Raw genomic sequence first — 25442 nt, forward strand, 5'->3', positions numbered from 1 at the left:
GCTACTCGTCGGCGAGAGACAGGGGGCGCGCAACTTGTTCGAGCGGCTTGCCCTCGGCGGCGACTGCTTTGAATGCGGCGACGCCAGCAGCTAACAGCATCAATCCCGCGCCGATGAGATAGCCGACAAATACGCTGTTGCGTGATCCGGTATCGATAAGGTGGCCGAGGAAAGCGGGACCGATGACGCCGCCGACGCCGGTTCCTACTGCATAGAAAAGCGAAATGGCGAGCGCGCGGACTTCAAGCGGGAACGATTCACTGACCGTGAGGTAGGCTGCACTCGATGCTGCCGAACCGAAGAAGAATACGATCACCCAGGCGAACGTGAGCATCGAATCCGAGACGAGATTGGCCGCGAACAAATATCCGGTGACTGCGAGCAGCACGCCGGATACACTATAAGTCATGATCAGCATTGGCCGGCGTCCCCAAATGTCGAAGAGCCGTCCAAGCAGCAGCGGTCCGAGGAAGTTTCCGGCGGCAAAGGGCAGAAGATACCAACCAATTTTGTCGGTCGCGACGCCGTAGAACGACGAAAGAACGAGCGCGTAGGTGAAGAAGATCGCGTTGTAGAAATAGGCTTGCGCGGTCATCAGGGAAAATCCCACGATCGCGCGATCGAGGTGTGTTTTCAGGATCGACGTCGCGACTTCGATGAGCGGCGTATGACTGCGCGTTTTGAGGCGCGTCGTTTTGAGTGCCGTGTTGTCGAGAACCTGGTTGCCGTTCTCGAATCTCGCTTCTATTCCATCCACGATCTTGTCAGCTTTTTTTGCATGGCCATGCGTGATGAGCCATCGCGGGCTCTCCGGAATCCATAAGCGCAACAGGAAAATGAATGCGCTCAGTCCACCGCCGATCAGGAAGGTCAACCGCCAGCCGATGTCCGCCGGTACGCGCGCGGTATCGAGCAGGACGACAGAGCCCAGAGCGCCGAGCGCTGCGCCGATCCAGAAGCTGCCGTTGATGCTGAGATCGGTCCAGCCTCGATAGCGCGCGGGGACGAGTTCCTGGATCGTCGAATTAACGGCCGTGTACTCGCCGCCGATGCCGGCGCCAGTCAGAAAGCGGAATAGCGAAAAGCTCACGAGGTTCCACGAGAAAGCCGTCGCGATCGTTGCGAGCATGTACGTCGTCAGCGTGATGAAGAAGAGTTTCTTGCGCCCAAGCCTGTCTGTCAGCCAGCCGAAGAACAAGCCGCCAAGCACGGCGCCGGCGAGGTAAGCGCTATTCGTTATGCCGACATCGGTATTGGTAAACTGAAGCGTGGGGCTGCTCTTCAAGGCGCCGGCAATGGCGCTGACGAGGGTCACCTCCAGCCCATCGAGAATCCAAGTTATGCCGAGCGCCACGATGACGAGGACGTGAAAGCGCCCGAACGGCAAGCGATCGAGGCGTGAGGGTATCGTCGTTTCGACGACAGTCCCGCCTTCCACCTTCTCGCTTGCAACCGGCTTTTGCATGGAACCGCAGGGCTCGCTCGCTTCGGAGGGAAACTCGCGAGCCCTGTAGCGGTTCAAATCGGAATGACGGTTTAGACGAAAGCTTCGGAAAGCCCATGAGGCTCATATGGCTCTTCGAGATAGGTGATTTCTTCGGGCGTCAGCTTGACCGATACAGCGTTTATCGCGTCCTCGAGCTGATGGGGCTTGGTCGCGCCAATGATGGGAGACGTCACCGCGGGTTTCGTCAGCATCCAGGCGAGTGCCACCTGAGCGGCTGAGATGTCGCGCTTTTTTGCGACGTCGAGCACGCGATCGACGATCGGCTTGTCGATCTGCTTCGTCTTTTCGTAGAGCCGTTGGGCGAACGGATCGGCCTTGGCGCGCTCCGTCTGTGGTTCATCTTGCCAGGGGCGAGCAAGGCGCCCGCGCGCCAACGGCGACCAGGGCGTGACGCCGATACCCTCGGAAAGGCAGAGCGGCAGCATATCGCGTTCTTCCTCGCGATAGAGGAGGTTGTAATAATTTTGCATCGATATGAACTGCGCCCAGCCGTGGGCGCGCTGCAGACCGATGGCTTTCATGAACTGCCAAGAGTGCATCGAGGACGCGCCAAGATAGAGCGCCTTGCCGGAGCGCACGACCTCGTCCAGTGCTTCGAGCGTTTCCTCCAGCGGCGTTTCATAATCGTAGCGATGGATGATGTAGAGGTCGACGTAGTCGGTGCCGAGGCGCGTCAGACTGTCGTCGATCTCGGAAAGGATCGCCTTGCGCGAGAGGCCCTTGCCGTTCGGTCCAGGCCGCATGGGGGAATAGACTTTGGTGGCGATAACGACATCCTCGCGCTTGGCGAAATCGCGAAGGGCGCGGCCGAGCACGCGCTCGCTCTCGCCGTGGGAATAGACGTTCGCGGTATCGAAGAAATTTATGCCGTGTTCCAACGCCGATTTGATGTAGGGGCGGCTGTCCTCCTCACTCAAGGTCCAAGTCCATTTCATGACGCCTGCGTCGGATTGCCCGTAGCTCATGCAGCCCAGGCAGATGCGGGACACCTCGAGACCAGTGTGACCGAGTTTGACGTATTCCATGGATACCTCGCGGGAGTGAATGCATCAGGAAGCGTGCGGATTGAAGATCCGTCATGTGGAATGAAATCTGGCCGGCGCAACCGGCAGGGGCGGACAATAAAAACGGCGATAATGAAGTCAGCAATAAAGCAGGCGGCTCGTCAACGCTTGTCGATAGCCTGCTGCGGGCGGATTTTTTTGCCGCCGTCGAGCCACAGCGCCAAAGCGGTTGCCAATGTTACGCCTGCAACGGCTCCGGTGTGGCTCGCGACGACTTCGCCGGCGGCCCATGACAAGCCGATAATCGCAAGCAAGGGGAGAAGGACATTGGCTCTGGATTTGGAAAGCGAGGAGGTGATGACCAAAGCGCCGAGGACAGCGCCAATGGCACCGAAATAGTAATTACAAATGGCGCCGATGAAGACGATGACGAGAGTCACGCCGGCCGTCCCTTGGGAACCCGAATCGGTGAATGCATTCGGATTCTACATCAGGGCAATAAGAAGCCTTGACGACAATTTAGACAAAATGCGGCGTATCTGCCGATCAATTCGGCAGATTGGGTCCAAGGACGGCCGTATTCGGTGAATGCGGGGAGGCCTCTCAATTGCGAGCCCTGTCACGGTCGATTGTCCGCACAGACATTCATAACAGTTCAAAGGCCAGCTTCGTCATCGCACTCCCGTCAACTCCGGGCACCTTGTGCGGTTATGCTGAAATAACCAAGTAGCGGGAAAGCGAAATGGAGGTTCTCGTGTCTGAGGACGCAACTCCCGTCATCATCTTCATCGCGAGCGTGTACGCCTTCGGGATCGTAATTCTTTATGCGCTGGCGCGCGCTTGGGAGCAGGCGCTCTCGTCGCGACCGCATAGCGATAACCCCATGCGATATCGGAATGAAAGTCCTCCGGCGGATGGTCAGGGAGAAGCGATCAATAAACTATCGCGAAGTACAAGCCCCGAAGATGTCCAGCATTGAAAGTAGGGAAAGCTGAAGCAAATTTCATGGGTTGCTTCGAAATTCTCGGTTGATCTCTGAGGTGTCGCGGGACTCAAGCCGATATCATTCGCAAAAGAGCGCGGCCGTTAACTTCTCGCTGTCGGATTTCTGGTATCGTACGTATACCTCATATCCTCCCCCCGGATTGAGGTCTTGAGCGTGGGCACTCGGCCACCCCCCTCTTCCCCCGCCGGGTGCCCACCACTTCATCCGAATTTTCAGCGTCTTCGCGCCTACATTTCTGCGCGCAGCGACCGAACTATGATACGGCCCGAGGAATCTTCCGATGCGGCCCGTCTCGGCTGCTCTTCCGGTAGCGCGCGTCTGGGAATCCGTTTTACCCAGCCCGCCACCCGCGGCCGCACGACGACGCCCATCGTTTTAAGTTGCTTGTTGTTCTGCTCGGCCTCGTCGAGGCCTTTCGCCAGTTCGCCGAACGCAATCGAAGGCGCTTTCGGCACGATCACGTCCCTGGCTTGTGACGGGGAGACAATCGCCTTCTGCGAAGCCAATACAACATTCACCCGCGTCGGCCGTCGCTCCGATGAGGGAGCTCGCGCCAACTTTGTCAGTGCTTCACGGGCAAGAGCTTCTCCGACTGTCACGACGGTCCAGGAGCTGGCCACGATCAGAGCGATATAAAACAGCGACGCATAAAACCGATTTGACATGGCACAGCCAACAACCTCTGGCTTCGTGCCCCCACACGACAGCCTAGCAGAATACTCCCTGCGGCTACCGGTGTTCCCAGGTCGTGCTAAAAATCGCCTTAGCGAAGATCGCGCAGTTGTTCGCGTCGGCCGATGACGGCGCGATCAAGCCGTGATCGCGGCACGGATGGCGTCGAGGCCATCGGTCAGAGCAGCGGGACCCGGTTGCAAAATGAGCGGCGACTTGATCTCGTAGATTTTGTTTTCGACAACTGCCGGTATGTTTTGCAATCCGTCTCGTGCGCGAATTTTCTCCGGTCTCACCTTTTTGCCGCACCAGGACGCGAGAATGATCTCGGGCGATCGATGTGCCACGTCCGCGGCGGACACGATGCGATCCTTGGCGGCGGGCTCGCTGCGCTTTTCGGGAAAGATATCATCGCCGCCCGCAATCTCGATCAACTCGGAAACCCAGCATAGGCCGGTTATCATCGGCTCGTCCCATTCCTCGAAATAGACACGCGGACGGCGGGCTAGCGTCCGCGTTTCGCGCCGGACATTCTCGATGCGTTCTTGGAACGAGCGGGCCAGTGCATCGGCTTTTTCGTTGCAGCCGATGAGGGCCCCGAGCGTCCGTATCATCGCGAAGATGCCGGCCAGGTCACGTTGGTTGAAAACATGGACGGCGAGTCCTGCGCGTGCGAGATCCGCCGCGATCGACGCTTGAATATCCGAGAATGCGAGAACAAGATCGGGCTTCAGGGCTTCGATTTTTGGAATGTCCGCTGAGGTAAAGGCCGACACGCGCGGCTTCTCGCGCCGAACTTGAGGCGGGCGAACCGCATATCCGGAGACGCCGACGATCCTGTGCTCTTCTCCGAGCAGATACAGTGTTTCGACCGTCTCTTCGGTGAGGCAGACAAGCCGGCGGGCGGGAAAGTGGCGCATGTGATTTATACCGAGTGTGGTCGACGCGGGGAGCGATGAGGCATCATAGCGAGTCTAAGTGTAACGGGTCTAAGCGTTACTGGTCTAAGTCGGGCCGGGCGGCAAAATGGTGCTGCCTGTTTTTGCTTACGACATTTTGGGCTGTCGCTGCCACGTACGTGCGGGCCGCGGATAGCGAGTTGACCTATCTCTTTCACGAGCCGGCGAAGCCATCTGCCCGTCCGCCGCTGATCGTCTTGCTTCACGGAAGCGGCGCCGATGAGACCGATATGATCGGTCTCTGGCCGCAATTGCCGGAAGGCTTTGTCGTCGTATCGCCCCGCGCGCCATTTGGAGATCGGGCCAGTGGCTACCGATGGTATCGCAAGGGCGCTTCGATCGAGGCGGACATCAGGCTCAGTCGCGATGGCATCGCCAAGCTTGTCGAAACAGCCGTCAACCGGTTCCACGCCGATCCTCAGAGGGTTTTTCTAGCGGGGTTCAGTCAGGGCGCGGTGATGGTCTACCATGCAGTCCTGGGCGCGCCCGGCAGGTTTCGCGGCGCGGCTGTGCTCAGCGGCTCCCTTTACGCCTTCGACGAGCGCAAGCTTTCGCCAAAAGCGGATTGGACGCACGAGTCGTTTTTCATCGGCCATGGAACGGCTGACGAGCGCATTCCGTTCGCCAGCGCAAGGCGCGCTCATGAAGCGCTCGACCGGCTCGGCGTTCCGAATGCGTTTCATTCCTACGAGCGCATGCACCATGAGATCGGGAAACGCGAAATGCAGGATCTCAACGCGTGGCTGACTGAGCGCGACGCGTCGTGACTAACTGCCAGCGAGCAACTTGTCCTGTGTCTTTGTCTCGAAATCGGCCGCGTCGTGGCGGTCATGCAATTGGCTCGCGGGATCGCCCGAGATGCGGTTCACCATTCGCCCACGTTGGACCGCGGGCCGCTGGCGAATGGCGTCAGCCCAGCGACGGACGTTCTTATACTCGTTGACCGAGAGGAACTCAGCCGCGCCGTAAAGTGTGCCCTGTACGAGCGCGCCGTACCAAGGCCAGATTGCCATATCGGCGATCGTATACTCGTTGCCCGCAACATATGCGTTATCGGCCAAGCGGTGGTCGAGTACGTCGAGCTGGCGCTTCACCTCCATCGCAAAACGATCGATGGCGTATTCGATCTTCGTCGGCGCGTAGCTGTAGAAGTGGCCGAAACCGCCGCCGAGATACGGTCCGCTTCCCATCTGCCAGAACAGCCAGGAGAGGCATTCGACACGTGCGGGAACCTCGGTCGGCACGAAGGCGCCGAACTTCTCAGCGAGATACAACAGGATCGCGCCCGACTCGAAGATGCGCACCGGTTCCGGTCCGCTGCGATCCATCATTGCGGGAATTTTGGAGTTGGGGTTCACCGCTACAAAGCCGCTGCCGAACTGATCGCCGTCGTTGATATTGATCAGCCAAGCATCGTATTCCGCGCCGCTGTGCCCGAGCGCCAGCAGCTCTTCGAGCATGATCGTGACCTTCACGCCGTTGGGCGTGGCTAGCGAATAGAGCTGAAGCGGATGGCGGCCGACCGGCAAATCCTTGTCGTGCGTCGGACCTGAAATCGGGCGATTTATGCTGGCGAATTGACCGCCGCTCGGCTTGTCCCAAACCCAGACCTTGGGCGGCGTGTATTCCGTCATATCTCAAGCTCCCATTTCGGCCGCGAGGCGATCGCCTTGCTCGACAGCATTATTTCAGCGGGCCAGTCAAAAAGAGGGTAACGCGCAATCCGCCGTGCAACACCGGTCCCGCGGGCTGAGCGAACGGCAGGCCAGTCGCGTTGGCGAGGAAGGTTTCGCTCGTCACCATGCCAACTCTCCAGCCGGAGAATCGTTTGAGCAAAGTTTTGCCGAGAGAGCGGTAGAGGGATTGAAGTTCGTTCCTGTCGCCGAGCCGGTCGCCATAGGGCGGGTTGACGATGACGAGACCCGGCGGACCGGGAGGCGGTGTGATTTCGCTGGCTGCAAGTTGTTGGAACTCGGTGATCTCTGTCACGCCCGCGCGTTCCGCGTTGGCGCGGCTCATACGGATCGCGCCCGCGTCGATGTCGCTTCCGAAAAAGCGAAGCTCGGGCTTCGGCGCGTCTGCCGTGCCGCGTAGGCGCTCCCAAGCTGCTTTATCGAAGGTTGCCAATTGTTCGAAGGCGAAGTGGCGCGAGCGGCCGGGCTTCAGGCCAGCTGCGATTTCTGCCGCCTCGATGATGAATGTTCCCGAACCGCACATTGGATCCAAGACGGGCTCGGTCCCGATGAATCCGCATTGTCTCAGGAAGAGGGATGCCATCGTCTCGCGCATCGGCGCCTTGGCGACGGCTTCCTTGTGGCCGCGCTTGTGTAGCGGCTCGCCGGACGTATCGACTGCAATGGTGCAAAGATCGTCATCGATGCGGACCTTGATGACGACTTCGGCGTCGGGGGAGTGCTTGGCGCCGAGTTCCTCGCGGATCGCTCTTTCTATCCGCTGTGCTGCGGCGCCCGAATGATAGATATGTGAACTCTTGCTGCAGGAAGCCTGGACGCGGAAGGGCACATCGGGGCGGAGGACTTCGCCCCAGACCAAGCGGCGGGCGCGCTTGTCGAGCTGGGCCAGATGCATGGCGCGGAATTCGTCGACGCGGGCGAGCACGCGGCCTGCGCCCCGGAGTTCGAGATTTGCGCGCCACACCTCGGGCCAGCCGCCTTTGATCGTGACGCCGCCTGTCGTGATCTTCGGCTCTTTAAATCCTGCGGCCTCGGCCTCATTGCCGAGCGCGGGTTCAAAGCCTGGAGTGGCCGAAAGGAAGATTTCGAAATCGCCATCTGTGGTCATCCCGTCTGCTTATCGGGAAGAGGCGTTCGCTTCGACAGTTTTCTCGCCGCGGCTGCGCCATTAGGCGACGAGTGAAGTTGCTTCTCGTTAATTCTCGGATTTTCCTAGTTCCAGCCGAAGATCGATTTTATGTGCATCCAAGCGTTTATCGCGGGGTTGCTCGACGTCTGCGCCTCCTTGATAGCGGGAGGTTTCGCGGCGACGGCATCGGGGATTGCGACCGGTTTCGGAGGTTCGCTTCGAGCTTGTCCGAGCAGGGCGTGCTTGGCATCTTTCAGGCTGACATGCTTCGGGGTCGCATCCTTGCATGCTTCGTCGCTGGCTGCCTTGCAGTGCCGGAGACCTTCTGATTTGAGCAGCTTCACGCATGCCCGTTCCACAAGGACATGCCCGAATGGGAGCGCTTCGACTTTTGCGGAATCGTCGACCACGCAAAGCACGGCCGCTGCCGGTCCGTCGCAGCGGACGCAAACGGGCGAGCTGGAGCTGCTCGAGGCCGCAGACGCGAGGACGAGGCCTGAGCTTGCGGCGACCCTCAATGCAAGAGACTGGGATTTTGCGACTGCCAAAACCTTCCCCCAATTCGGAGCCGAAATTCGGTCTCGGGGGCGTTCGGATTTTGGCCGCGGGGTCTCAGTCTCGTAACGTTGGCTCGTAATATTGGCTCGCAATCTTGGATGGTAAGGTTGATTTTTGGGGCAATCCGGCCGGGGTCCCGGGGCGGGCCATCCTTACATATAGGTAGCCGTTTGGCCGCAATTCCGTCACTCTCCGCGGAGAGTTCGACGCCCAATCATCGGACGTGGGCCGGCCGCTTTGGCCCGCTCGCAAATATGAAGTTGCAATGCGAATTTTGATTATTGAAGACGATGTCGAGACGGCGAGGCTTGTCAGCGACAGCCTTTCGTCGCACGGGCATCAAGTCGAGATGGCTTCCGACGGCATCAATGGCTTGAAGCAAGCGGCAGTCGGATCGTTCGACGTGTTGGTCATCGACCGGATGCTTCCGGATCTCGACGGCCTTAATGTGGTCCAGAGCCTGCGCCGTGCCGAGGTCACTTCCGGCATTATATTTCTCACTGCCGTCGGCGGCATAGAAGACCGTATCGAGGGCTTTGAAAGCGGGGCCGATGATTACCTCGTCAAGCCGTTCGCGCTGGGTGAGCTTCTCGCGCGGGTTACGGCGCTCGGGCGGCGGCCGCCGAGTCCGAAGCAGGACTTTCTCTTCAGGATCGATGACCTCGAGGTCAATCTTGTCAAACACGAAGTGCGGCGCGGGGGTGAGATCATCCATTTGCAGCCGCGCGAATTCAGGATGCTCGAGCTTCTGATCAAAAATCGCGGGCGCGTCGTTACGAGATCGATGATTCTCGAACAAATGTGGGGGTTGGAGACGGACACCAAGACCTCCATCGTTCAAACAAACGTCAGCCGCTTGCGGTTGAAAATCGACCGGCCGGGGGATACGCCTCTGATCCGTACGGTGAGAGGTTTGGGTTACATCATTGATCAGCCGGCATAAGTTAACGCAACGAACGGCGTTTCGTCTGGCAGGTGTCGTTGCCGCCATCATCACGCTGACCAACGTCGTCATTTTTGCGATTTTGTTTCTGGTCATCAGCGAGCAGTTGAGTCTGCATTTGAAGGCCCACGTTGATGAGGTGCGTGAAACTCTCGTCGATGTTCAAGGTAATGAGAGCGATGGGTTTCGCGAGCTTGCGGAAACGGTCAGGCGGCATGCGCTGGTCGCTCAGTCGGACGAAGACATTTATCTGCTGACGGACGAGAACGGGAAATACGTTGCGGGCAACGTCAAATCCTTGGAGCGGTTCGATGGATGGCGAACGATCCCGTGGCAGGATTTGCAACTCATCGGACAATGGCCGTCGCCGCGAGCAAGCGATGCGGTTATCGGAATCTGGACGCCCGTCAAAGGCGGCTATCTCTTTGTCGGAGACGGCAACGGCGATATCAAAGACGCGCAAATATTGCTTCTCACGGGATTGCTGTGGGGCATCGGCTTGTCAGTCATTTGTGCGCTCTGTGGCGGCTATCTCATTGGCCTCAAGACGCAGCGGCGAGTCGAGGAGATGGAACAGGTGCTCGATGCCGTTGCCTCCGGAGAGTTCAACCGGCGTATTCCAAGGAATGCAGCGTCGGACGACATCGATCACGTTGCGGCTCTTATCAACGTAACGCTGGATCGATTGCAGAAGCTCATCGGCAACTTGAAGCAGGTTTCGGTCGACATCGCCCACGATCTGCGCACGCCCATCAGCCGCATGCGCCAGAAGCTCGAAGTCGTCCGATCGGGGCCTGCCACTATCGACACCTACAAAGCCGCCGTCGATGAGTCGCTCGGCGAAATCGACAGCATCGCGGATACCTTCGATGCGCTATTGCGCATTTCCGAAATCGAGGCGGGCGCCCGGAGGATGAAGTTCGTCGACGTCGAGTTGAACGGCCTCTTGGCAAATATCATCGATGCCTTGGAAGCGGTTGCGGAGGAACGTCAGCATCGTTTGCGTGTGCCAAATGGGGCTGGCAATCCCGTGACGGTCCGTGGCGACCGCAGGCTTCTCAATCAGCTGTTCGTCAATCTCATCGAAAATGCGATCCTTCACTGTCCGCCCGCATCGGATATCGAGGTGGAACTGGCCGGCGACACGCGACAGCCAATCGTTCGGGTGCGCGATACGGGGCCAGGAATCCCAGTAGAAGAACGCGAAAAAGTATTCAGACGGCTTTACCGGTTGGAAAAGAGCCGGACCACGCGCGGGAGCGGGCTTGGCCTTAGCTTGGTTGCGGCTATCGCGGAACTTCACAGCGCCAAGGTGACTCTCGCGGATAACAAGCCGGGCCTCGTTGCTGAAATCATGTTCGATCAGGCGCCGCGCGTTAGTTAACCGTCTGATGACAGCCGATCATACCGGTTCGCTTTTTCCGGAAATTGCTGAAAACAGCATCTGGATGAGGGCGACCGTGATGGCCATGAACACACCTGCAAAAATCACGTCGGAAAGGAAGTGTCCGCCTTCCGCCATTCGCACAAAGCCACACAAGCTTCCGAGCACGATGCCCGATACGATCCAAGCGCCTGCAGCCGCGGGGAACAGAAACGCTGCGGCGAAGCCCAAGACGTAGATCGAAGAGGCTTCGCCCGAAAAGAACGAACAATTTCTTGGACACTCCGTCGATTTGACCAGGGGAGGAGTAAACGATTTGTCTCCTTCGAATTCGACCACCGTCTGTGGCCGGGCCCGCCCCCAATGGTCCTTGAACCCGAGGTTCGCGACAGTCAGCGGCCCGACGAGAACGCAGACGGCGAAGAAAAGCCATTTATTCGAAGAGAGGTTCAGCCACTTGCGTCCCGTCGAAAGCGTGATCACGCAGCCTATCAGCCCGACGGCGCAACTGCTGTAGAACAGGACGTTGAACAGGAACCTCGCCGCATTAAACGCGCTCGAGTCGCGTCCGATGAATTGGTGATTTGTGAAAAGCCGTCCCGACACGGCGAGATCGAGCTTCGGATAAATCTGGAAGAGAAGTGCGCTGGCCGTGCCTACCGCCAACGCGCCCAGGATAAGCATTTTCGCCGTTCGGCGTTGGAGGTCGACCGGGGCCGCCACCGCGTACGGCGCTCTGATTTCGTTTGAAACCAAGAACTTACCCCCGCGAAGCTTTCGGGTTGCAATCTCGAAGAGCTTTAAGCCCTGATCTGGGCGAATTTCTCTCAAATTCGTATGGTTTCCAACTTGGCCTCCACTAGCGTGAGAGATCTGACTGATCCGCCGGAGCAGGCGAAATTCTCCGCTCTGACGACCAGCGCAACGACACATAAAGCACAGTCAACAAGATCGCCAACGTCATGAGCGACGCGTACCCGCGCGACATGCTCAGGCCTCCGGCGTCGAGTGGCTTCGTTAGGAAATCTCCAAAAGTCGCGCCGAAGGGACGTGTGAAGACGAAGGCGATCCAAAACAGAAGGACGTCGTTCAATCGCGTGAAGTAGTGCAACCCGGCTACTGCGAGGATGATACCCGCGGTTACAAGTGCGCCCTGGATAAAGCTAAGTCCAACGTTGTCTACGAGGTAATCGCCGAAAGCAGTTCCAAGACTGTTTGAGAACAACACGGCCAGCCAGAACATCGACTCGGCGCTTGGCGTCGTGATCGGATATACTCTTAGATTGCCTACCCGGTAATACCAGACCGCGAGGCTTAGAGCCAATCCGGTCACGAGTATTATCGAGCCGGCGAAATAGCCTAGGCCCATCGAGCGATCCATAAAGTCCGAGATTTCCGTACCGGCAGTCGTCGTTGCGATGATCGCACTCCAGAATAGGACGGGGTGATATGTTTTGCCGCCGATTTGGGCCCACAGCACGATGCTCAGTACGGAGAACGTAATAGCCAGGCCGACGTAGTATCCGAGGCCAAGGGTCATGGAGATGAAATCGCCCGCAGTCTCTCCGAGCGTCGTTGCCAGCACCTTCATAATCCAGAAGAAGATCGTGACCTGGGCGACCTTCGAATATGTCGCCGCGCCGGAGGCGACGTGCTCTCGGTTCATTCGTGATCCTTTCGTACGGGCGGCTTCCCTCTGAATGGGGCCTGGCCCTTCATTCCAACACTTCGCACTGGCGGACTGGGCGCAACGGCCTTCCGCGAAAATGTCTTTCGATCGCTTCGAGCGCGGATTTCCGGTCTCGATAGATCCGTTGATTGCCGAGATAGCAGTTGGCGATCAAAACCAACGTCGGGGTTCCGACAGCCTTGGACGAACTCAGGCTCGCCAAGATCCCTTCGAACGCCTCGGCTTCGAGGGCAGGCTGTGCGAGTTGGCCCGCAACCGTCTTGACCAGATCGATATCGGCCGTCTTGAACCGCTTGATGCTAAGGTTCGCTATCCGGGGCGATGCCGAGATTTCGGCGATGAAGACGTCGATGGTCGCTCCGGCGCGGCCGGCGAACAACGTGAGGATGGCGCGAATCGCGTTGGCCTGCTTGGTGGCCCCGAGAGCCCGGAAGCCCTGCTCGATGGCTTCCAAACTTTCCTTGAGCCGCAAAGGATAGGCGGTAGATGGGCTCATCCGCTTCAGCCGGGTGAGGATCGTTTCCTTTTGGCCCTCATCAAAGCAACCCGCGAAGCGATATAATTCCTGCGACTTCTCGAACTCCGCGAGTTCCGCGAACGCACGAAGAGATCGCGCGAATTCCTTAGTGTGCATGCCTTATTGCCCTAACGATCACAGCGAAGCGGCCCAAAGTTTAGTTCCTTGGCGGTCACTTTGGGGCGCGATGCATACAGTTCTGTATGCCGGCGAAGGTGCATCTGGGACGGCGTTGCCGATAGGGGAACGGTCATTCGCGTGCCTGCGCTCCTACTCGGACGCCTGAAATACCGGAACTATCGCCCGAGGCCCCGCGTTCATGGCACGCTTGAACACATTATCGGGAGAGTTCCCATGGGAAGAATTGACACGACGGATGAGGTTAGATCGGCCTCGCACGATCTGGCCGATAGAGCCGTGGATGCTGGACTGAGAGCCGTCGACTCGCTGGATCGGGCGGTCTCGAGCGCTCAGGACACCGGACAAAAACTCGCCGCCCAGACATCCGAACTCAGTGATAATTTGCAGAAAGTTGCCAAGAACTTTTCGAACGCCATCGACAAGTCTGTCGCCGAGCAGCCGATGACGACGCTCGGAATGGCCGTGGCCGCCGGTTTCATTCTCGGTGCTATCTGGAAATCTTAACTTCGGAGATATCCGGTGTTCGCAAGCTTATTCAAGAGAGCCGAAGCGAGTGTAGAAAATACACTTGGCGAACTCGGGAACCGAGTGTTGATCGGAATTCCGTTTATCGTGGCGCTTGGTTTTGCCGCAGCTAGTTTTTCATCGTACGCAAATCGCAACTACGGTCCCGAGATCGGCAACCTGATCGTCGCGGGAGGATTTATTCTTCTCGGATTCGTCGTCGCGCTGGTGGTGAAGTTACGGAAGCGGCCCGGTGGCGCAGCATCCGAAGTTCATGAAGAGCCGGCAGCTGAGGAACCTCAGAGCACCGGCCCTTCTTTTCTAGAAGACGACAAGGTGATGAGCATCGTTTCGGCTGCCGCACCGATCGTGCTTCCGGCGATGCTACGAACGGCGTCGAAGAACTGGCCGCTTATTCTCGCGGCCGCGGCTGGCCTCTACGTGTTCAGCCGCTCCGAGAGCGCGGGAAGCGCCCCGCAATCCCCGCCTCAAGCTTGATAAGGAGAACTCAATGGGATCCGCAGATATGAACAGGCCCGACGACGATACGATGGAAGCTCAGGAGCATGATGAAAGCGGATCGCTTCTCAGCGACCCGACAGTCGCGTTGCTCGCTGCGGGTGCTATCGGCTTCGCGGTCGGCGCCGTGATCTGGCGATATAGAAAATCCAACACATCTTCGTACGGCTCATTCGRGCGGGCCTTCGACCAGGCCCGATCCGGCGCAAATGACACCGTGCAAAGACTCCGAAGGAAACTTCAGGACGAGGGATATTCCCCTGCCCAGATCGAAGGCGCGGCAAAGAAGCACTTGGGCCGGTTTATCGAGGCGGTGCAAAAAAGGGTCTACTAGTTTTCACGGCGCTTTTTATGTAATCGAAATTCCGGAACAGCATCGTCGCGGGCGCAGCGGCGATGCTGTTCCGATTTTTTACTTCGGCCTCGAGGAGGCCGAATGCGTGCGATGTTTCACCGAACATGACAGGAGCGAACGCGAGACATGCAGCCGATCCAAAAGATCATCTTTCATATCGTTCTGATCGCCGGAATCGCGATGATCATTAGTCACTATGGGCACATGGGCGAAGCGTTTTCACCTGCAGATGCGCAGGATGCGCACACGGCTCAGTGACGAGTTTGAAGTGTAAACACCGCCAAGTTCGGGATACGTCAGCACTCGCACCATTCTCAGGAACTTAGTGGTCGCGCCAAGCGTTTAGAGGCGCATCCACAAAAGGAGTTATCGATATGGGCAGCACCGCTGACAAGGTTTCCGGCTACGCAAACGAAGCTGCAGGAAACATTAAGAAGAACGTGGGCAAGGCCGTCGGTTCGGACAAGATGGAAATCGAGGGCGCCGTTCAGGAATTGAAAGGCGAAGCCCAGGTCGAAGTCGGAAAAGCCAAAGCTGCCGTCAAGGATGGCGCTAACAAAGTCGCCGATGAGATCAATCGCAAGCTCTAGTCAAAAGCATAAAGGCCGGTCAAACGACCGGCCTTTTCTTTGCTGGAGGTCACAATGCGCGCTGTCGACATCAACAACAACGGATCGACCTCGATACGCCGGCTAAAAAAGTCTAAAGCCGCTTTTGCTTCGGGCGCTGCGACTAGCCGGCTGACGGCCATGAATGCCGCTTGCTACATGGTGATCTTCGCCGGCGCCATACTCATTCTCTATTACGGCAGCAGCGTATTAATGCCGCTCGCATTGGCGGGCCTTCTGAGTTTTGTACTGACGCCAGCTATTCGTCTGTTGAAGCAGGCGGGCATTCCGAAAGTGCCCGCGGTGATTGCTGTCGTCGTGATCTCGATTGCCGCCATTGGTGGCGTTGGTGTCGTTGTCGGCGGACAGATCTCGGATTTGCTCGAGCGAATCCCATCCTATGAATACAACCTGCTCAAAAAGGTTTCATCCGTTCGTTCCGCGTCCGTTGAATCTGGTGTGCTGGAACGGGCAAGGAGCACGCTCGATGATCTCCAGGCGGAGCTTTCACGATCCGATAGCGGAAAGCGGTCGGCTTTGCCCGTGGCTCCGGATGGCACTGCCGCTGTCAAGCCGATTCCGGTCGAAATACACCAACCGCCCGAGCCGGTTCTCGATAAGACAGTATCCCTGATCCGCCCGCTGATTTCACCGCTCGCGACGACGGGTCTAATCGTGCTGTTTCTCTTCTTCATTCTCGCCCAGCGGGAAGATCTGAGAGACCGGTTTTTACGGCTTGCGGGAAAGGGTGATCTCCAGCGAACGACAGTCGCGCTCGATGATGCAGGCGATCGGCTCAGCAGGTTTTTCATCATTCAGGGTTTGCTGAACGCGAGTTTTGGCGTGTTCATCGGTTTGTGCCTTTGGGCGATGGGTCTGCCAAATCCAGTGCTATGGGGCGTTCTCGCGGGGCTGATGCGGTTCGTTCCGTTCATCGGCTCGGTGATCGCGAGCGTGTTTCCAATTATTCTTGCGGCCGCCATCGATCCGGGCTGGTCACTCGTATTGTGGACGGCAGCGCTGTTCCTCGTGTCCGAAGTCATGGCTGGCGAAGTCATTGAGCCGATGCTCTACGGACGCAACACAGGACTATCTCCCGTTGCCGTGGTCGTCGCGACGCTGTTCTGGACGTTGTTGTGGGGGCCGGTCGGATTGATTTTGGCTACTCCGCTCACAGTCTGTCTCATGGTTTTGGGCAGACACGTCGAGGCGCTGAGGTTCCTTGAAATCTTGTTTGGAGACGAACCGGCTCTCGAACCTCACGAGCGATTATATCAACGCGTGTTGGCGGGGGATGGCGTCGAGGCGATCGAAGTTGCGGAGCAGAGCATGAAAGAAATGCCTCTGATCCGTTACTATGACGATGTCGCGTTGAAGGCGCTGTCGATGGCTTATGAAGATGCTTCCGCCGGGCGGCTCAGCGCTGACGAGATCACGGAAGTCAAGGACGCGATCGACGACGTCGTCGATGGTTTGTCGGAACATGCGACCGGAGAGGACGCCGAGGCCAGTGACTCATCGCGCGAGAAGTCCGGGGAGGATGACGTCAAAAACGATGTTGTGCTTTGTCTTCCGGTTCGCAGCGAACTCGACGAGGGCCCGCTTTTGATGCTGGAGCAAGTGCTCGAAGCGCAGGGCATCCACGCTTCTACGCTTCCCTACAATGCGTCGATCCGGTTGCGTGCACTCGATGCTAGGCGCGGTCCGGCCAAGGTCGTCGTCTTTGGCTATTTGGGATCCAAGAAAGCTCCGGCGTTCATGGGCATTCTGATGCGTCGTGTCCGCAGCGTGATGCCGGATGCGATCATGATCGCGGGTTTTTGGTCCCTCGCGAGCAACGGCGCTAAGGCTGAAGAATGGCGGGAAGCTGTGGGCGCGGACCGTGTCGTGACGAAAATTTCTGACGCTCTGGCTCTGTGCCAGGAGTTACTCGAGCACGAGTGGGGACGCGTCGGGGCGCTCGCAGATAGCGAAGCGGCTCGCACGGATATCGTCTATGAAAATTCGATGCGGTTCGGCGAGGAACTCGGGCCGTCAGCTTAGAACTCCGCGCGTTTAGCCGATCACATATCGTCACGCGACGAGGGACTTCCGATTGCGGCGAATAGTATTGGGTTTTGTCGTGTTTCGCGCACCGCAAGTGGCCGATCTTCATCAAAAACAACCGCCGACGGATGAACGGCTGTTCAGGCAACGGCTCTTCGGAACTTCATCGATGTCATGCCGTTGAAAGCTCGCGTCCATGAGGCGTGGATCATCACCGCTGATCCAAAAAAATAGAGGAGACCGGCTATGAAGGTTATCACCAAGTGCGTGCTTGCTGCCGCCAGCATGGTTGCCGTTTCGGCGACCACAGCTTCGGCCGAAATCGTTTGCAACGGCGAGGGAGATTGCTGGCATGTCCGCGAGCGTCATGCGTATCGTCCGGAATTCGGTGTGCGCGTTTACTCGGACGATTGGAGATGGGCCGATGCCGACGCCAAGAGGTATCGCTGGCGCGAGCACGAGGGACGCGGATATTGGCGCAACGGTATCTGGATCGAGTTCTAAGCTTGAAAGTGGCGGTCGCTTTTAGGGCATCGCGACCGCCACAGACGAGTTCGAACGGAAGCGTTCGACCTCGCTAAAAAGGAGAACACCCCGACGAGCGAGGGTTGCTGTCGGGGTGCGGGGTCTCTCCCAGATTTGCCAATGAGGGCGAGAGGTTTCGACCGTTGCGTGAGGTATGATTCGAAGCAAGGGCGAGGCCCGAGTTTTCAACAGCACGCGGAATAAAGGCGGCAATTGTCTGTTGACGAACGGTGTAAACCAGCGACGACCGGCGCAAGCCGCTTATTTTTTTTCCAAGAGAAGCTTGGTGCGGGAGGCCAGTCCTTTGAGCGCCAACTCTGCGAAACGCTGCAGAAGCCACGGCAGAACGAGTTCGAGGCGCACGGAATCGTTCATCACCAGAGCGGAGCCGCTCGCTTTGTGGCCCATTCCGGTTAGGCTGAATTCCAAAAGATCGCCGTTCCAAACTTCACGGTCAATCGTCACGAACGGGAGATGGGCCGATGCCAATCCGCTTTTCAAGCGCCGTATGGCTTCTTCCTTTCCGAGGCGATGAGAAATGGTGATGACAACCGGCTCTGACACGAGCTCATATCCTTGCAGTAGATTGCGGGCGGTCTAATCCGCCGATCGAGCAATATAATAGTGCCTGTTCCATAACGCCGATCGGCAAGCCTTCGATCCAAATAGCTGAAGTGATCGGATTTGCTCTTATTTTTCGGTCGAAGATTGAGCCCGCTTTAAAAGCGGTCCGCATACAGTGCATTATTTAAGGTTTTGGCGTTTCCGTCCAAGGATGGTTCGATGTCTCAGGTGCTGCGAGGCGGCATCACCCGCCTTGAAGTGATGACGAAGTTCACGCTCGCGACGCTCGCACTTGCCAGCGGCGTTTACACGTACATTGGCGTTCGAAGCCTTCTCGAGGGTTCGCCAATCGAGGTGTTTCTCGCCGCGATCGTGTACTCGGCGGCGGTCTCCGTCGCCATATTTGCATTTTGGACGTATTTGATGCGATTTCTGCCGCACGTTCGGCAGGCGTCGTCGCGGCGGCTCATGTATGTCGCCATGTTCATCGGCAGCTTGATGATCCTCGCGATGTCGGCCTGGCTCAATGCGGCAGCGCTCGCGGGGTCTGCGGCGCTCCAGCAGCACATGGCGAATTCTACCGACCGATTTCAGCAGAGCTTGGATAGGGCGCACGGCAATGCCCTCGCGGCGCAAGGCCTCTTGCCGGACATTCAACTGGCTTCGCGGCGGTTTTCCCTTCTTTCGGATCAGGAACGGCAATCGGGCGCGCTTACCGGAACGTCGGGAAGCGGGACCGTGGTTCAGCTGACCGCCCAGATGTCGGCGCAGCTCAATGCGCTGGCCGCTGAAGTCGACGCGTCGCGCGACCGGATAAAGACGCTGTTTGAATCGGGAAGCAAGACGCTCGAAAGGATGCGTCAGCTCACTTCCGGGTCAGGACCAATCGACGAGCGGACGAACGAGTTCGCAGCAGAGACCGTGGTCTTGACCGGGATCATCGCCGATCTGCAGCAGACTTCGATTGCACCCGCGGTGAAGCGGACTGCGGAGGATCTATCGAAGTCCTTTATTGCACCTGCAGCTGACGGCCGGACTGCCGATTTGGCAGATCGCCAGAATCAAGTCGTTGGCAAGGTGGAGCAGTCGATCAAATCGCAATCGCGAGCGTTGGCAACGGCCGCTGACGATATTCTATCGCGGCCTGAGGTGAAGCCTGTGCGGTTCGTTCCTTTGTCGACTGCGGAAGCCGTGATTCAGTATGGCACCGATTTTCTGCCGAGCTGGGCAGGCGCCATCTCGCTGGACCTGATGCCGGCGGTATTGATTTTCATCCATTCGATCGTCTTCGAGGCGATCCGAAGGGATGAGGGCGACGCGCGTGACGAAGATGGGATGTCCGCCGGGGAGGTCATGCGGGCTCTCAAGATTTATAACAACATGCAGGCGCTCGAGACCCGGCCCTTATCATCGCCGCCTCACGTGGTTCTCGAGAAATCTGCGCCGGCCGAAGCGCCCGCTGCGGGTCTCGAGAAGACACCCGGAAATGTTGCCTCCATTAATCCGGCCGCGGGATTCAACCGCTAAATGTCATGGCTGAAAAACGCATCGTGTGGCGGGAAGAAGGTGCTTTAGAGGGCGCGCTCATACGATCGATATTTCTCTTCCTGGTGGCGGTGAGCGTCGGCATGCTCGCATTGGATCTTCGCGATCAGCTGGATCTCACGCTCGACGAGGGAGCGGAGCAGGTTACGCGCGTTGTCATTCAACTCCCTACCCGGACGGACCAGGAGCGGCCCTACTTTCCGAAGGCGTTGCCCGTCATCCCTGGATCGGGTAGCCCGAAAATGCCGGGCGTTCCGGACAAGCCGACGCGCGATATGGTGGCTGGCCGCATGTCGTTTCATGTGGGTGCTAACGGCGACGTCTCTGCAGTCGGGAGAATTGAAACGGGGAGTTCGGACGATTTCGAGAAGTTCCTCGATCACGATGGAAAAGGCGCGAAGACGATCTGGCTGCTTTCGCCGGGAGGGTCGGTGCCGGACGCCATCACCATGGGCCGCTCAGTCCGGAAGCGAGGGCTCGATACGATGGTCGCCGATAACGGGTATTGCGCGTCGTCGTGTCCCTTGATGTTTGCAGGTGGCGTTCGCCGTACGGCCGGCAAGCACGCGCTGATAGGCGTTCACCAGGTTTCGGCAGTGGCCAAAGGGACGGAGACCTGGGGCGACGGTATTTCCGCCGCTCAACAGATTTCCGCGCGCTGCGTGGAGTATCTGGTCAGCATGGGTGTCGATCCAGATAGCTGGATCAAAGCAATGCGGACGCCGAAGGAGCGCCTCTATATTTTCAGGACCGATGAGCTTCACGTCTTGAAGATCACGACGGGAGCGGCAAAGACTTGAATCTCCGCAAGTGGCCAACCTGACGAATAAATCCTCAATTGCCACTTTCACCTCGCGGCCTTTTCATCTGGGGCGCAGATAAGCGGGACTGAGAGTCAATTCGAATAGTTCTGATGAAACCGACCCGCTCGTTCTGCCGTAACAATAGACACGTGGCCCGTGACGCTTGCAGACGGTGCCGACGAGCTGAAGCAATTCAGCGGAGCCCCGGCGGCTTTCTAGCCGGGGCTTTTTCGTTTCTTGCGATGCACGCGCTGCAGCGCACGGCTACATAGCGAGAGCTAAGGAACGCGCGCGCCACCCATGCGTAATCCATGTGTACGATGAGAAAAGCAAAGCACGCAAAGTCCTCACGCCCGCGAGGACGATGAAAGCGGCGAAGCCCTGAAAGGGGTCGGAAGCCGTATCACACCGGAGGAAACCCCGAGTGTGGAGAGCCTCGGATTTTTCCGGGGCTCTTATTTTGCGATTATTTGCGGGAGCTATTTCCGCTTCGCCTTCAGATAGGCCCCAACTTTCTCGACGTTGTTGGATCCGACGGCCCGGATCGCGCCTGCGAGGCCTTGTCCGGTCACGCCGAATTTCTTTTTCCAATATTGGACCTCATAGGGCTCGCTCATCGCTATGCGCGTACGATCCTGCTTGCCTTTCTTTGTCTTATCATCGGCCATTGGAATATCCTTTCCCGACTAGCTTTCGCATTCAATCGTATCACGGCTCCGTATGGTCCGCACACTGTTGAATGCGAAGACGGCCGGGCGCGCGATCGTTCAGCGGAATCGGCGACAAAGAAGTGTTAGGCTGCTTCCGCCTGAGCGGCATGATCGGCCCGACCCATGATTATGCTCGCCAACTTCTTTGGGTCGCGCTCGCCGCGGTCTGCGGCTTCAAAGAGCCTTTGGACCATTGTCGGAATGGAAATCTGCAGCTCGCATTCGGCCGCTTGGCAAACCGTGCGATCGAGCACGGCATAGAAGCCCGCTAGTTCGGCGGCCGTATAGCCTTGTGTCTTCATGTGTCCCTCAACGTGGTAGGCAGCCCCTGCCATTTCACAGAAACGTCAGTCTGGAATCGAGGTTCCAAAAGCTCACCGAACAATATTTTCGGAATACGCCTCAATATGTTCACCCACCTTTAACAGCCCTTGTGGCGGGGGCCGGCGTCCAACACGCTTCCGAAGTTTGCGCCCGGTGACAGCAATCGCAACGAATGCGCTGTCCGCCGGTTGACCAATCAGCTGGCAAAGGGAGCTCGGTCATGACCATTCGCAAGGTGAAGTCCGGTTATCGGTTGGTGTCGAAGAAGGGCAAGAATCTCGGGACCTACAAGAGCAAGGCGGGTGCTGAGAAACGAGAGAGGCAAGTTCAGTTCTTCAAAAAGAAGGCGGCGCACGGATAGAGCTGCACAGAGAGCTTTTCCACATCCAGTCCGTCGGGCGGTCCTCGTTATCAACACGTCGTGCACGGCAAAGATGGACCGGCAACACGTGCCGCCCTTGTCGTACCGAGTTTTTGGCGGAAGGGATGTTTCTCGGGAAGTAAGGGGGAGTACGGATCTTGCAGGCACTCCGCTATTGGCAGCCGCGCGCCAATTCCGATGATATTTCGTGGCGGATCGGCATCTTCGCCCTTGAGCGATTGAGGCCGGATCCGAACAATTGGCTGGCACCAAGTGCGCTTTGGGCGGAATATTCTCTCTGGTGCCGCAAGAAGGATGTGCAGCCTTTGCCTGTCGCCAACTTTCTACAGAAGTTCGATGAGGCCGCAACGATATTGGGCGTTCGAAAGCTTCGTGCGGGCGAGGAAGTGGGTTACGCCAGGATTGCCTTTAAGCCCGTGCCTTGATTGTCAGCGTGCTCGTTTGGTCGAACAGTGTTCTGGCTTTTGAAATAATGGCGGAGGATCAGGGGGAGTAGCCGACGCCCGACGTGCCTGAATCAGGTGTCATGGCAGCGTCAGCGTTCAAGGCCGCAGGTGTTTCAGAGTCTGCGTTGAGTGAGTAGGCGCTCAACGCCATGAATGAGATGAATAATACCGACAGCGCGGCCACAAGCGATTTCATCAGTCACCCTCGCGAAACCCGCCTGTAAACGTGACTAGCGGGCTTTGGGTTCCGCGACTTTGGCCGACCCCGGTCATTTTTGCTTCGTGGACCGGGTTCATTCGTCCCTATGCTGCCTTTTGCATGGTTGCGCTCATTGCCTCGCAGCTCTCTGCGCAAACGCTGCAATCATCCACGCAATCCTGCATGTCTCCGATTTTCTGGCAGCTTTGGGCGCATGCGCGGCAGATTTGTGCGCAGGCGTGGCAGACGAAGACGTGCTGGGGAATTCCCGTCAGCAATACCGCGGCCGCCGCTTTGCAAATTTCAGCGCAGGCAATCATCAACTGGAAATGCTCGGGTTCAGTATGCTTGCCGCCCGACTCGAGACAATGGTTCATGGCCTCGCTGAAGCACGTGGTGGCGCAGGTCTGGCAAAGATCGGCACAGGCCCGCATTTCAGTGCTGAGTTGTTGCATCGTTTGCTACCTCCAGGAGTTCGACATGGGAGGAACTTCGCATAAGCCGGAGAGTTGCGGGCTTGCGTGGGGCTGTCCGCAATTTCCTTGATCGACTTCCTTCGGTAGACGGAGCCTGGATGATCCGAGCCGTGTGCGAGGCGACCCGGGGGACTTCAGTGATTTCGGACGTCAAGCAAACCGGGCAGCGCCGAGCCTTGCGGGCCGATTTCGGATATCGCCTCCAGACAGCTCTTCTGGATGATTATTCGACAGGGGTTGGGATCGTTTTGATGGACGCAATTTTTGACGGTAACCCAGGCGCTGTAGATTTTCGCGGCTTGGGCGGTGAAGCGATCGAGTTCGGCGCCTGCGAAGGAGGCCTTTAAATTCTTGGCTTTATCGGTGAGGGCGATTCCGTCGCAAACTTCTATCGCGCCGAGCGCTTCGCCATATCGGGCGCCGGCCTCTTGCGGCGAGAGCGAGGATGACGCGCCGGCGAAAGCGTTGGTCAGGCCCAGGGACAGAACGAGAAGACATCCCAGCCCAGAAGCGGGTGTCCGCAAAAGGTACATTACGATCTGACGCCTGCACTTTGTCATCGCGACCGTTCAGCCTGTTATAGGCGCTCCAGTCAAAATTACGTYGGGCATCACGCTGCGGATCACAGGAGGTTCGCAGAGGCGGTTCAATCGAAGCCAGTCAACTTCTGTATAGCTCTGCCGAGGACGCTGTTGAAGCGCATCGGCCCCTCGGAGGCGATCAAGCAGACGCAGTCGTCTCCGGCGCCGGCAATTGGAGCGTGCTCATCACCTTCATTCATATCGGCGACGTCGCCGACGCCGTACGAGCCGGTGTTGTCCGTGAAGGATCCCTGCAAGACGAGGGTCATCTCGGAGCCGCTGTGGCCATGGTCTGGAAGTTTCAATCCCGGCGAAACCCTGATGAGACGCAGCGACGCTTGGGCTCGTCCCGACAGCGGAATCCGGTGCTGCCAAACGCCAAAGCCAGCCCATTTCCATGGGACGTCCTTGAACCAAGGGCCGACATGCTTTCGGAGAGCCGCGGGCACATCGCCCGCGCCTGAGGCGAGCGCTTTGGGTTCTTTGGAGTCTCTGAGTACGGCAATTCCCGAAGTGAGTGAGGCCGAGGGAACCTCATCGAACAGCGATGCGCCTATGGTTTCCATGATCGCCAATTCGCGGCGGCAGCGTTTACAAAGCGAGATATGGCTCGCCATAACGGCGGCCAAAGCCTCCGGCATGCTTCCCGCGGAGCAGCTCAAGAGGTTTTCAAGTGCTGGATGACGTTCGATGCTCATTCGTCTTGTGCCCCGACCGTCGCGCGAAGTTTCAAATATGCCAACCGGATCCGCGATTTTACGGTGCCGACCGGCAACCCCAGCCGCTCAGCGATTTCACGGTGGGACAGACCATCGATGAATGACAGAAAGACAACTTGATACTGGTCGCGCGGCAAACCCTCCAACGCCCGGCGCATGTTGAGCCGTCGCTCTTCATCAGAGACGACCTCATCCGGCGGTGCATCCATGCTCGCCTCCTGATCGTAACCGTCGGGAAGCTCAACCCACATTTCCTCCTTACGCAGCCGATCGATCCTTAGATTGCGTGCGATCGTAAAAATCCACGTCGGGACACTTCCGCGTTCGCTGGAGTAGAGGCTCGCCTTGCGCCAGACCGCTAGAAGGGTTTCCTGGGCGAGTTCTTCCGCCGTGTTCGCGTCCGCGCCGCGCCGCATCATGAAGGATTTGACGCGCGGCGCGTATTTTTGGAACAGCTGTTGGAATGCCAGCTGATCCTTCTGGTTTGCGATCTGCAGAAGGTTATCAGTGTCCGACATGCTTGCCGATCTTGGGTTTTCGGTTACGGCCGAAATGATATTCTATGCCCGGCTCGTTGACGATAGTGCTCACGGTAGATAGTGGCCGTTCCGATCTCTTCTCTCTCAACGTCGCCCTCGTTGTCGCGCTGACATCTTATGGATCAATCGTAACCTGCCTCGTCGCTTCGACGGAGCTGCTCAGCCAGCGCCTCACATCAGATGAGTTCATCGCGGGCCTTTTCCTGGTGACCGCGCTTGGGCTCGGCTGTTATTGACGCCGACATAAATGGACCGTTGCGGCTTGCCGATGTTCCGCGGCCCACTCCGCCGGTGGGCCACGCGCAGATCAAAGTTCGTAGTGCATGGCTGGGAACCAAGCGACCGAAGCGCAACTAGAATATCAATTCAGACATGTAAGTATCTGAAATATAT

The 25442-nt window shown here is 58.0% G+C and carries 35 protein-coding genes; 16 read left to right on the top strand and 19 right to left on the bottom strand.

The genetic code is table 11. The annotated features are described in order from the left end of the window. Position 1 precedes the first annotated feature (1 nt). The 3 genes from AC1DK3_RS10245 to AC1DK3_RS10255 all read right to left on the bottom strand — a co-directional run bounded on the left by AC1DK3_RS10245 (position 2) and on the right by AC1DK3_RS10255 (position 2951). Entirely contained in the window at positions 2-1465 is a 1464-nt protein-coding gene (locus tag AC1DK3_RS10245) for an MFS transporter (RefSeq protein WP_477192104.1), read from the bottom strand. A 71-nt stretch (positions 1466-1536) separates the two neighbouring features. Next, a complete protein-coding gene (locus AC1DK3_RS10250; RefSeq protein WP_477192105.1) occupies positions 1537-2532 on the bottom strand; it encodes an aldo/keto reductase in 996 nt (331 codons plus the stop codon). A 140-nt stretch (positions 2533-2672) separates the two neighbouring features. After that, entirely contained in the window at positions 2673-2951 is a 279-nt protein-coding gene (locus tag AC1DK3_RS10255) for a hypothetical protein (RefSeq protein WP_477192106.1), read from the bottom strand. A gap of 314 nt (positions 2952-3265) precedes the next feature. Between AC1DK3_RS10255 and AC1DK3_RS10260 the strand changes: the two genes are divergently transcribed. After that, a complete protein-coding gene (locus AC1DK3_RS10260; RefSeq protein ID WP_477192107.1) occupies positions 3266-3490 on the top strand; it encodes a hypothetical protein in 225 nt (74 codons plus the stop codon). Positions 3491-3744: 254 nt separating this feature from the next. On the opposite strand, the gene AC1DK3_RS10265 is transcribed toward AC1DK3_RS10260, so the two are convergent. Both AC1DK3_RS10265 and AC1DK3_RS10270 read right to left on the bottom strand, forming a co-directional pair. Then, on the bottom strand, positions 3745-4182 hold the full coding sequence (locus AC1DK3_RS10265) for a hypothetical protein (protein WP_477192108.1): 438 nt from the start codon (positions 4180-4182) through the stop codon (positions 3745-3747). 144 nt (positions 4183-4326) lie between these two features. Further along, complete coding sequence (locus tag AC1DK3_RS10270; protein ID WP_477192109.1) at positions 4327-5109, bottom strand: cobalamin-binding protein; 783 nt, start codon at positions 5107-5109, stop codon at positions 4327-4329. A gap of 179 nt (positions 5110-5288) precedes the next feature. On the opposite strand from AC1DK3_RS10270, the gene AC1DK3_RS10275 reads away from it, so the two are divergent. After that, complete coding sequence (locus AC1DK3_RS10275) at positions 5289-5915, top strand: alpha/beta hydrolase (protein WP_477192110.1); 627 nt, start codon at positions 5289-5291, stop codon at positions 5913-5915. Here AC1DK3_RS10275 and yghU read toward each other — a convergent pair whose 3' ends face one another. The 3 genes from yghU to AC1DK3_RS10290 form a co-directional block, all read right to left on the bottom strand. Next, positions 5916-6782: a glutathione-dependent disulfide-bond oxidoreductase gene (gene yghU, locus AC1DK3_RS10280; protein WP_477192111.1), complete on the bottom strand. Its 867-nt coding sequence runs from the start codon at positions 6780-6782 to the stop codon at positions 5916-5918. Between the two features lie 49 nt (positions 6783-6831). Beyond that, positions 6832-7950 (bottom strand): THUMP domain-containing class I SAM-dependent RNA methyltransferase, encoded by a 1119-nt coding sequence (locus AC1DK3_RS10285; RefSeq protein WP_477192112.1) that lies wholly within the window; start codon positions 7948-7950, stop codon positions 6832-6834. A 104-nt stretch (positions 7951-8054) separates the two neighbouring features. Next, on the bottom strand, positions 8055-8519 hold the full coding sequence (locus tag AC1DK3_RS10290) for a hypothetical protein (RefSeq protein ID WP_477192113.1): 465 nt from the start codon (positions 8517-8519) through the stop codon (positions 8055-8057). Between the two features lie 275 nt (positions 8520-8794). Here AC1DK3_RS10290 and AC1DK3_RS10295 point away from each other — a divergent pair, with 275 nt between their 5' ends. Together AC1DK3_RS10295 and AC1DK3_RS10300 are read left to right on the top strand one after the other, a co-directional pair. Next, a complete protein-coding gene (locus AC1DK3_RS10295) occupies positions 8795-9472 on the top strand; it encodes a response regulator transcription factor (protein ID WP_477192114.1) in 678 nt (225 codons plus the stop codon). Beyond that, on the top strand, positions 9456-10856 hold the full coding sequence (locus AC1DK3_RS10300) for a sensor histidine kinase (protein ID WP_477192115.1): 1401 nt from the start codon (positions 9456-9458) through the stop codon (positions 10854-10856). The genes AC1DK3_RS10295 and AC1DK3_RS10300 overlap by 17 nt, the downstream gene beginning before the upstream one ends. An 18-nt stretch (positions 10857-10874) precedes the next feature. Here the strand turns inward: AC1DK3_RS10300 and AC1DK3_RS10305 are convergent, their stop codons facing one another. The 3 genes from AC1DK3_RS10305 to AC1DK3_RS10315 form a co-directional block, all read right to left on the bottom strand. Beyond that, positions 10875-11612 (bottom strand): phosphatase PAP2 family protein, encoded by a 738-nt coding sequence (locus tag AC1DK3_RS10305; protein ID WP_477192116.1) that lies wholly within the window; start codon positions 11610-11612, stop codon positions 10875-10877. Between the two features lie 103 nt (positions 11613-11715). Beyond that, positions 11716-12522, bottom strand: coding sequence for a COG4705 family protein (locus AC1DK3_RS10310; protein ID WP_477192117.1), 807 nt, complete (start codon positions 12520-12522; stop codon positions 11716-11718). A gap of 49 nt (positions 12523-12571) precedes the next feature. Next, positions 12572-13180 carry a hypothetical protein gene (locus AC1DK3_RS10315; RefSeq protein ID WP_477192118.1) on the bottom strand — a complete coding sequence of 203 codons (609 nt, stop codon included), beginning with the start codon at positions 13178-13180 and terminating at the stop codon, positions 12572-12574. Between the two features lie 237 nt (positions 13181-13417). Here AC1DK3_RS10315 and AC1DK3_RS10320 point away from each other — a divergent pair, with 237 nt between their 5' ends. The 7 genes from AC1DK3_RS10320 to AC1DK3_RS10350 all read left to right on the top strand — a co-directional run bounded on the left by AC1DK3_RS10320 (position 13418) and on the right by AC1DK3_RS10350 (position 17740). Next, positions 13418-13708 carry a hypothetical protein gene (locus AC1DK3_RS10320; RefSeq protein WP_477192119.1) on the top strand — a complete coding sequence of 97 codons (291 nt, stop codon included), beginning with the start codon at positions 13418-13420 and terminating at the stop codon, positions 13706-13708. A 15-nt stretch (positions 13709-13723) separates the two neighbouring features. Further along, positions 13724-14206 (top strand): hypothetical protein, encoded by a 483-nt coding sequence (locus tag AC1DK3_RS10325; protein ID WP_477192120.1) that lies wholly within the window; start codon positions 13724-13726, stop codon positions 14204-14206. 13 nt (positions 14207-14219) lie between these two features. Then, a complete protein-coding gene (locus AC1DK3_RS10330) occupies positions 14220-14561 on the top strand; it encodes a hypothetical protein (protein WP_477192121.1) in 342 nt (113 codons plus the stop codon). 147 nt (positions 14562-14708) lie between these two features. Next, the gene (locus AC1DK3_RS10335) at positions 14709-14840 is read left to right on the top strand and encodes a hypothetical protein (RefSeq protein WP_477192122.1); all 132 of its coding nucleotides are present in this window, start codon (positions 14709-14711) and stop codon (positions 14838-14840) included. Positions 14841-14956: 116 nt separating this feature from the next. Then, positions 14957-15172, top strand: a complete 216-nt coding sequence (locus AC1DK3_RS10340; protein WP_477192123.1) for a CsbD family protein — start codon at positions 14957-14959, stop codon at positions 15170-15172. A gap of 54 nt (positions 15173-15226) precedes the next feature. Beyond that, positions 15227-17233 (top strand): AI-2E family transporter, encoded by a 2007-nt coding sequence (locus AC1DK3_RS10345; protein WP_477192124.1) that lies wholly within the window; start codon positions 15227-15229, stop codon positions 17231-17233. 249 nt (positions 17234-17482) lie between these two features. Beyond that, positions 17483-17740 carry a hypothetical protein gene (locus AC1DK3_RS10350; RefSeq protein ID WP_477192125.1) on the top strand — a complete coding sequence of 86 codons (258 nt, stop codon included), beginning with the start codon at positions 17483-17485 and terminating at the stop codon, positions 17738-17740. 282 nt (positions 17741-18022) lie between these two features. Here the strand turns inward: AC1DK3_RS10350 and AC1DK3_RS10355 are convergent, their stop codons facing one another. After that, positions 18023-18325 (bottom strand): polyhydroxyalkanoic acid system family protein, encoded by a 303-nt coding sequence (locus AC1DK3_RS10355; protein WP_477192126.1) that lies wholly within the window; start codon positions 18323-18325, stop codon positions 18023-18025. Positions 18326-18544: 219 nt separating this feature from the next. Here AC1DK3_RS10355 and AC1DK3_RS10360 point away from each other — a divergent pair, with 219 nt between their 5' ends. Beyond that, complete coding sequence (locus AC1DK3_RS10360) at positions 18545-19852, top strand: hypothetical protein (protein WP_477192127.1); 1308 nt, start codon at positions 18545-18547, stop codon at positions 19850-19852. Positions 19853-19857: 5 nt separating this feature from the next. Beyond that, positions 19858-20670, top strand: a complete 813-nt coding sequence (locus AC1DK3_RS10365; protein WP_477192128.1) for a COG3904 family protein — start codon at positions 19858-19860, stop codon at positions 20668-20670. Positions 20671-21152: 482 nt separating this feature from the next. On the opposite strand, the gene AC1DK3_RS10370 is transcribed toward AC1DK3_RS10365, so the two are convergent. Continuing rightward, positions 21153-21341 carry a DUF3606 domain-containing protein gene (locus tag AC1DK3_RS10370; RefSeq protein ID WP_092863257.1) on the bottom strand — a complete coding sequence of 63 codons (189 nt, stop codon included), beginning with the start codon at positions 21339-21341 and terminating at the stop codon, positions 21153-21155. 125 nt (positions 21342-21466) lie between these two features. Then, positions 21467-21685, bottom strand: coding sequence for a hypothetical protein (locus AC1DK3_RS10375; RefSeq protein WP_477192129.1), 219 nt, complete (start codon positions 21683-21685; stop codon positions 21467-21469). Between the two features lie 242 nt (positions 21686-21927). Here AC1DK3_RS10375 and AC1DK3_RS10380 point away from each other — a divergent pair, with 242 nt between their 5' ends. Both AC1DK3_RS10380 and AC1DK3_RS10385 read left to right on the top strand, forming a co-directional pair. Continuing rightward, positions 21928-22068 carry a hypothetical protein gene (locus AC1DK3_RS10380; RefSeq protein ID WP_477192130.1) on the top strand — a complete coding sequence of 47 codons (141 nt, stop codon included), beginning with the start codon at positions 21928-21930 and terminating at the stop codon, positions 22066-22068. Positions 22069-22226: 158 nt separating this feature from the next. Next, complete coding sequence (locus AC1DK3_RS10385; protein WP_477192131.1) at positions 22227-22514, top strand: hypothetical protein; 288 nt, start codon at positions 22227-22229, stop codon at positions 22512-22514. Positions 22515-22572: 58 nt separating this feature from the next. Here AC1DK3_RS10385 and AC1DK3_RS10390 read toward each other — a convergent pair whose 3' ends face one another. From AC1DK3_RS10390 to AC1DK3_RS10410, 5 genes are all read right to left on the bottom strand, one after another. Then, complete coding sequence (locus AC1DK3_RS10390) at positions 22573-22731, bottom strand: hypothetical protein (RefSeq protein ID WP_477192132.1); 159 nt, start codon at positions 22729-22731, stop codon at positions 22573-22575. A gap of 107 nt (positions 22732-22838) precedes the next feature. After that, positions 22839-23189, bottom strand: coding sequence for a four-helix bundle copper-binding protein (locus tag AC1DK3_RS10395; RefSeq protein WP_477192133.1), 351 nt, complete (start codon positions 23187-23189; stop codon positions 22839-22841). Between the two features lie 155 nt (positions 23190-23344). Further along, positions 23345-23743: a hypothetical protein gene (locus tag AC1DK3_RS10400; protein ID WP_477192134.1), complete on the bottom strand. Its 399-nt coding sequence runs from the start codon at positions 23741-23743 to the stop codon at positions 23345-23347. Between the two features lie 113 nt (positions 23744-23856). Then, positions 23857-24489 (bottom strand): ChrR family anti-sigma-E factor, encoded by a 633-nt coding sequence (locus tag AC1DK3_RS10405; protein WP_477192135.1) that lies wholly within the window; start codon positions 24487-24489, stop codon positions 23857-23859. Further along, positions 24486-25028, bottom strand: a complete 543-nt coding sequence (locus tag AC1DK3_RS10410) for a sigma-70 family RNA polymerase sigma factor (protein ID WP_477192136.1) — start codon at positions 25026-25028, stop codon at positions 24486-24488. Before AC1DK3_RS10410 ends, AC1DK3_RS10405 begins: the two co-directional genes overlap by 4 nt. A gap of 44 nt (positions 25029-25072) precedes the next feature. On the opposite strand from AC1DK3_RS10410, the gene AC1DK3_RS10415 reads away from it, so the two are divergent. Beyond that, the gene (locus tag AC1DK3_RS10415; RefSeq protein WP_477192137.1) at positions 25073-25285 is read left to right on the top strand and encodes a hypothetical protein; all 213 of its coding nucleotides are present in this window, start codon (positions 25073-25075) and stop codon (positions 25283-25285) included. Positions 25286-25442 lie beyond the last annotated feature (157 nt).

Source organism: Hyphomicrobium sp. 01T421 (assembly GCF_056398805.1).

Bases quoted from the DNA above. Each gene is read 5' to 3' on its own strand.
- AC1DK3_RS10295 (WP_477192114.1), top strand. From the start codon at position 8,795: ATGCGAATTTTGATTATTGAAGACGATGTCGAGACGGCGAGGCTTGTC.
- yghU (WP_477192111.1), bottom strand. From the start codon at position 6,782: ATGACGGAATACACGCCGCCCAAGGTCTGGGTTTGGGACAAGCCGAGC.
- AC1DK3_RS10340 (WP_477192123.1), top strand. From the start codon at position 14,957: ATGGGCAGCACCGCTGACAAGGTTTCCGGCTACGCAAACGAAGCTGCA.
- AC1DK3_RS10415 (WP_477192137.1), top strand. From the start codon at position 25,073: ATGCCCGGCTCGTTGACGATAGTGCTCACGGTAGATAGTGGCCGTTCC.
- AC1DK3_RS10400 (WP_477192134.1), bottom strand. From the start codon at position 23,743: ATGTACCTTTTGCGGACACCCGCTTCTGGGCTGGGATGTCTTCTCGTT.
- AC1DK3_RS10320 (WP_477192119.1), top strand. From the start codon at position 13,418: ATGGGAAGAATTGACACGACGGATGAGGTTAGATCGGCCTCGCACGAT.
- AC1DK3_RS10315 (WP_477192118.1), bottom strand. From the start codon at position 13,180: ATGCACACTAAGGAATTCGCGCGATCTCTTCGTGCGTTCGCGGAACTC.
- AC1DK3_RS10360 (WP_477192127.1), top strand. From the start codon at position 18,545: ATGTCTCAGGTGCTGCGAGGCGGCATCACCCGCCTTGAAGTGATGACG.
- AC1DK3_RS10285 (WP_477192112.1), bottom strand. From the start codon at position 7,950: ATGACCACAGATGGCGATTTCGAAATCTTCCTTTCGGCCACTCCAGGC.
- AC1DK3_RS10265 (WP_477192108.1), bottom strand. From the start codon at position 4,182: ATGTCAAATCGGTTTTATGCGTCGCTGTTTTATATCGCTCTGATCGTG.
- AC1DK3_RS10390 (WP_477192132.1), bottom strand. From the start codon at position 22,731: ATGAAATCGCTTGTGGCCGCGCTGTCGGTATTATTCATCTCATTCATG.
- AC1DK3_RS10310 (WP_477192117.1), bottom strand. From the start codon at position 12,522: ATGAACCGAGAGCACGTCGCCTCCGGCGCGGCGACATATTCGAAGGTC.
- AC1DK3_RS10375 (WP_477192129.1), bottom strand. From the start codon at position 21,685: ATGAAGACACAAGGCTATACGGCCGCCGAACTAGCGGGCTTCTATGCC.
- AC1DK3_RS10245 (WP_477192104.1), bottom strand. From the start codon at position 1,465: ATGCAAAAGCCGGTTGCAAGCGAGAAGGTGGAAGGCGGGACTGTCGTC.
- AC1DK3_RS10270 (WP_477192109.1), bottom strand. From the start codon at position 5,109: ATGCGCCACTTTCCCGCCCGCCGGCTTGTCTGCCTCACCGAAGAGACG.
- AC1DK3_RS10350 (WP_477192125.1), top strand. From the start codon at position 17,483: ATGAAGGTTATCACCAAGTGCGTGCTTGCTGCCGCCAGCATGGTTGCC.
- AC1DK3_RS10250 (WP_477192105.1), bottom strand. From the start codon at position 2,532: ATGGAATACGTCAAACTCGGTCACACTGGTCTCGAGGTGTCCCGCATC.
- AC1DK3_RS10365 (WP_477192128.1), top strand. From the start codon at position 19,858: ATGGCTGAAAAACGCATCGTGTGGCGGGAAGAAGGTGCTTTAGAGGGC.
- AC1DK3_RS10370 (WP_092863257.1), bottom strand. From the start codon at position 21,341: ATGGCCGATGATAAGACAAAGAAAGGCAAGCAGGATCGTACGCGCATA.
- AC1DK3_RS10395 (WP_477192133.1), bottom strand. From the start codon at position 23,189: ATGCAACAACTCAGCACTGAAATGCGGGCCTGTGCCGATCTTTGCCAG.
- AC1DK3_RS10380 (WP_477192130.1), top strand. From the start codon at position 21,928: ATGACCATTCGCAAGGTGAAGTCCGGTTATCGGTTGGTGTCGAAGAAG.
- AC1DK3_RS10405 (WP_477192135.1), bottom strand. From the start codon at position 24,489: ATGAGCATCGAACGTCATCCAGCACTTGAAAACCTCTTGAGCTGCTCC.
- AC1DK3_RS10410 (WP_477192136.1), bottom strand. From the start codon at position 25,028: ATGTCGGACACTGATAACCTTCTGCAGATCGCAAACCAGAAGGATCAG.
- AC1DK3_RS10345 (WP_477192124.1), top strand. From the start codon at position 15,227: ATGCGCGCTGTCGACATCAACAACAACGGATCGACCTCGATACGCCGG.
- AC1DK3_RS10335 (WP_477192122.1), top strand. From the start codon at position 14,709: ATGCAGCCGATCCAAAAGATCATCTTTCATATCGTTCTGATCGCCGGA.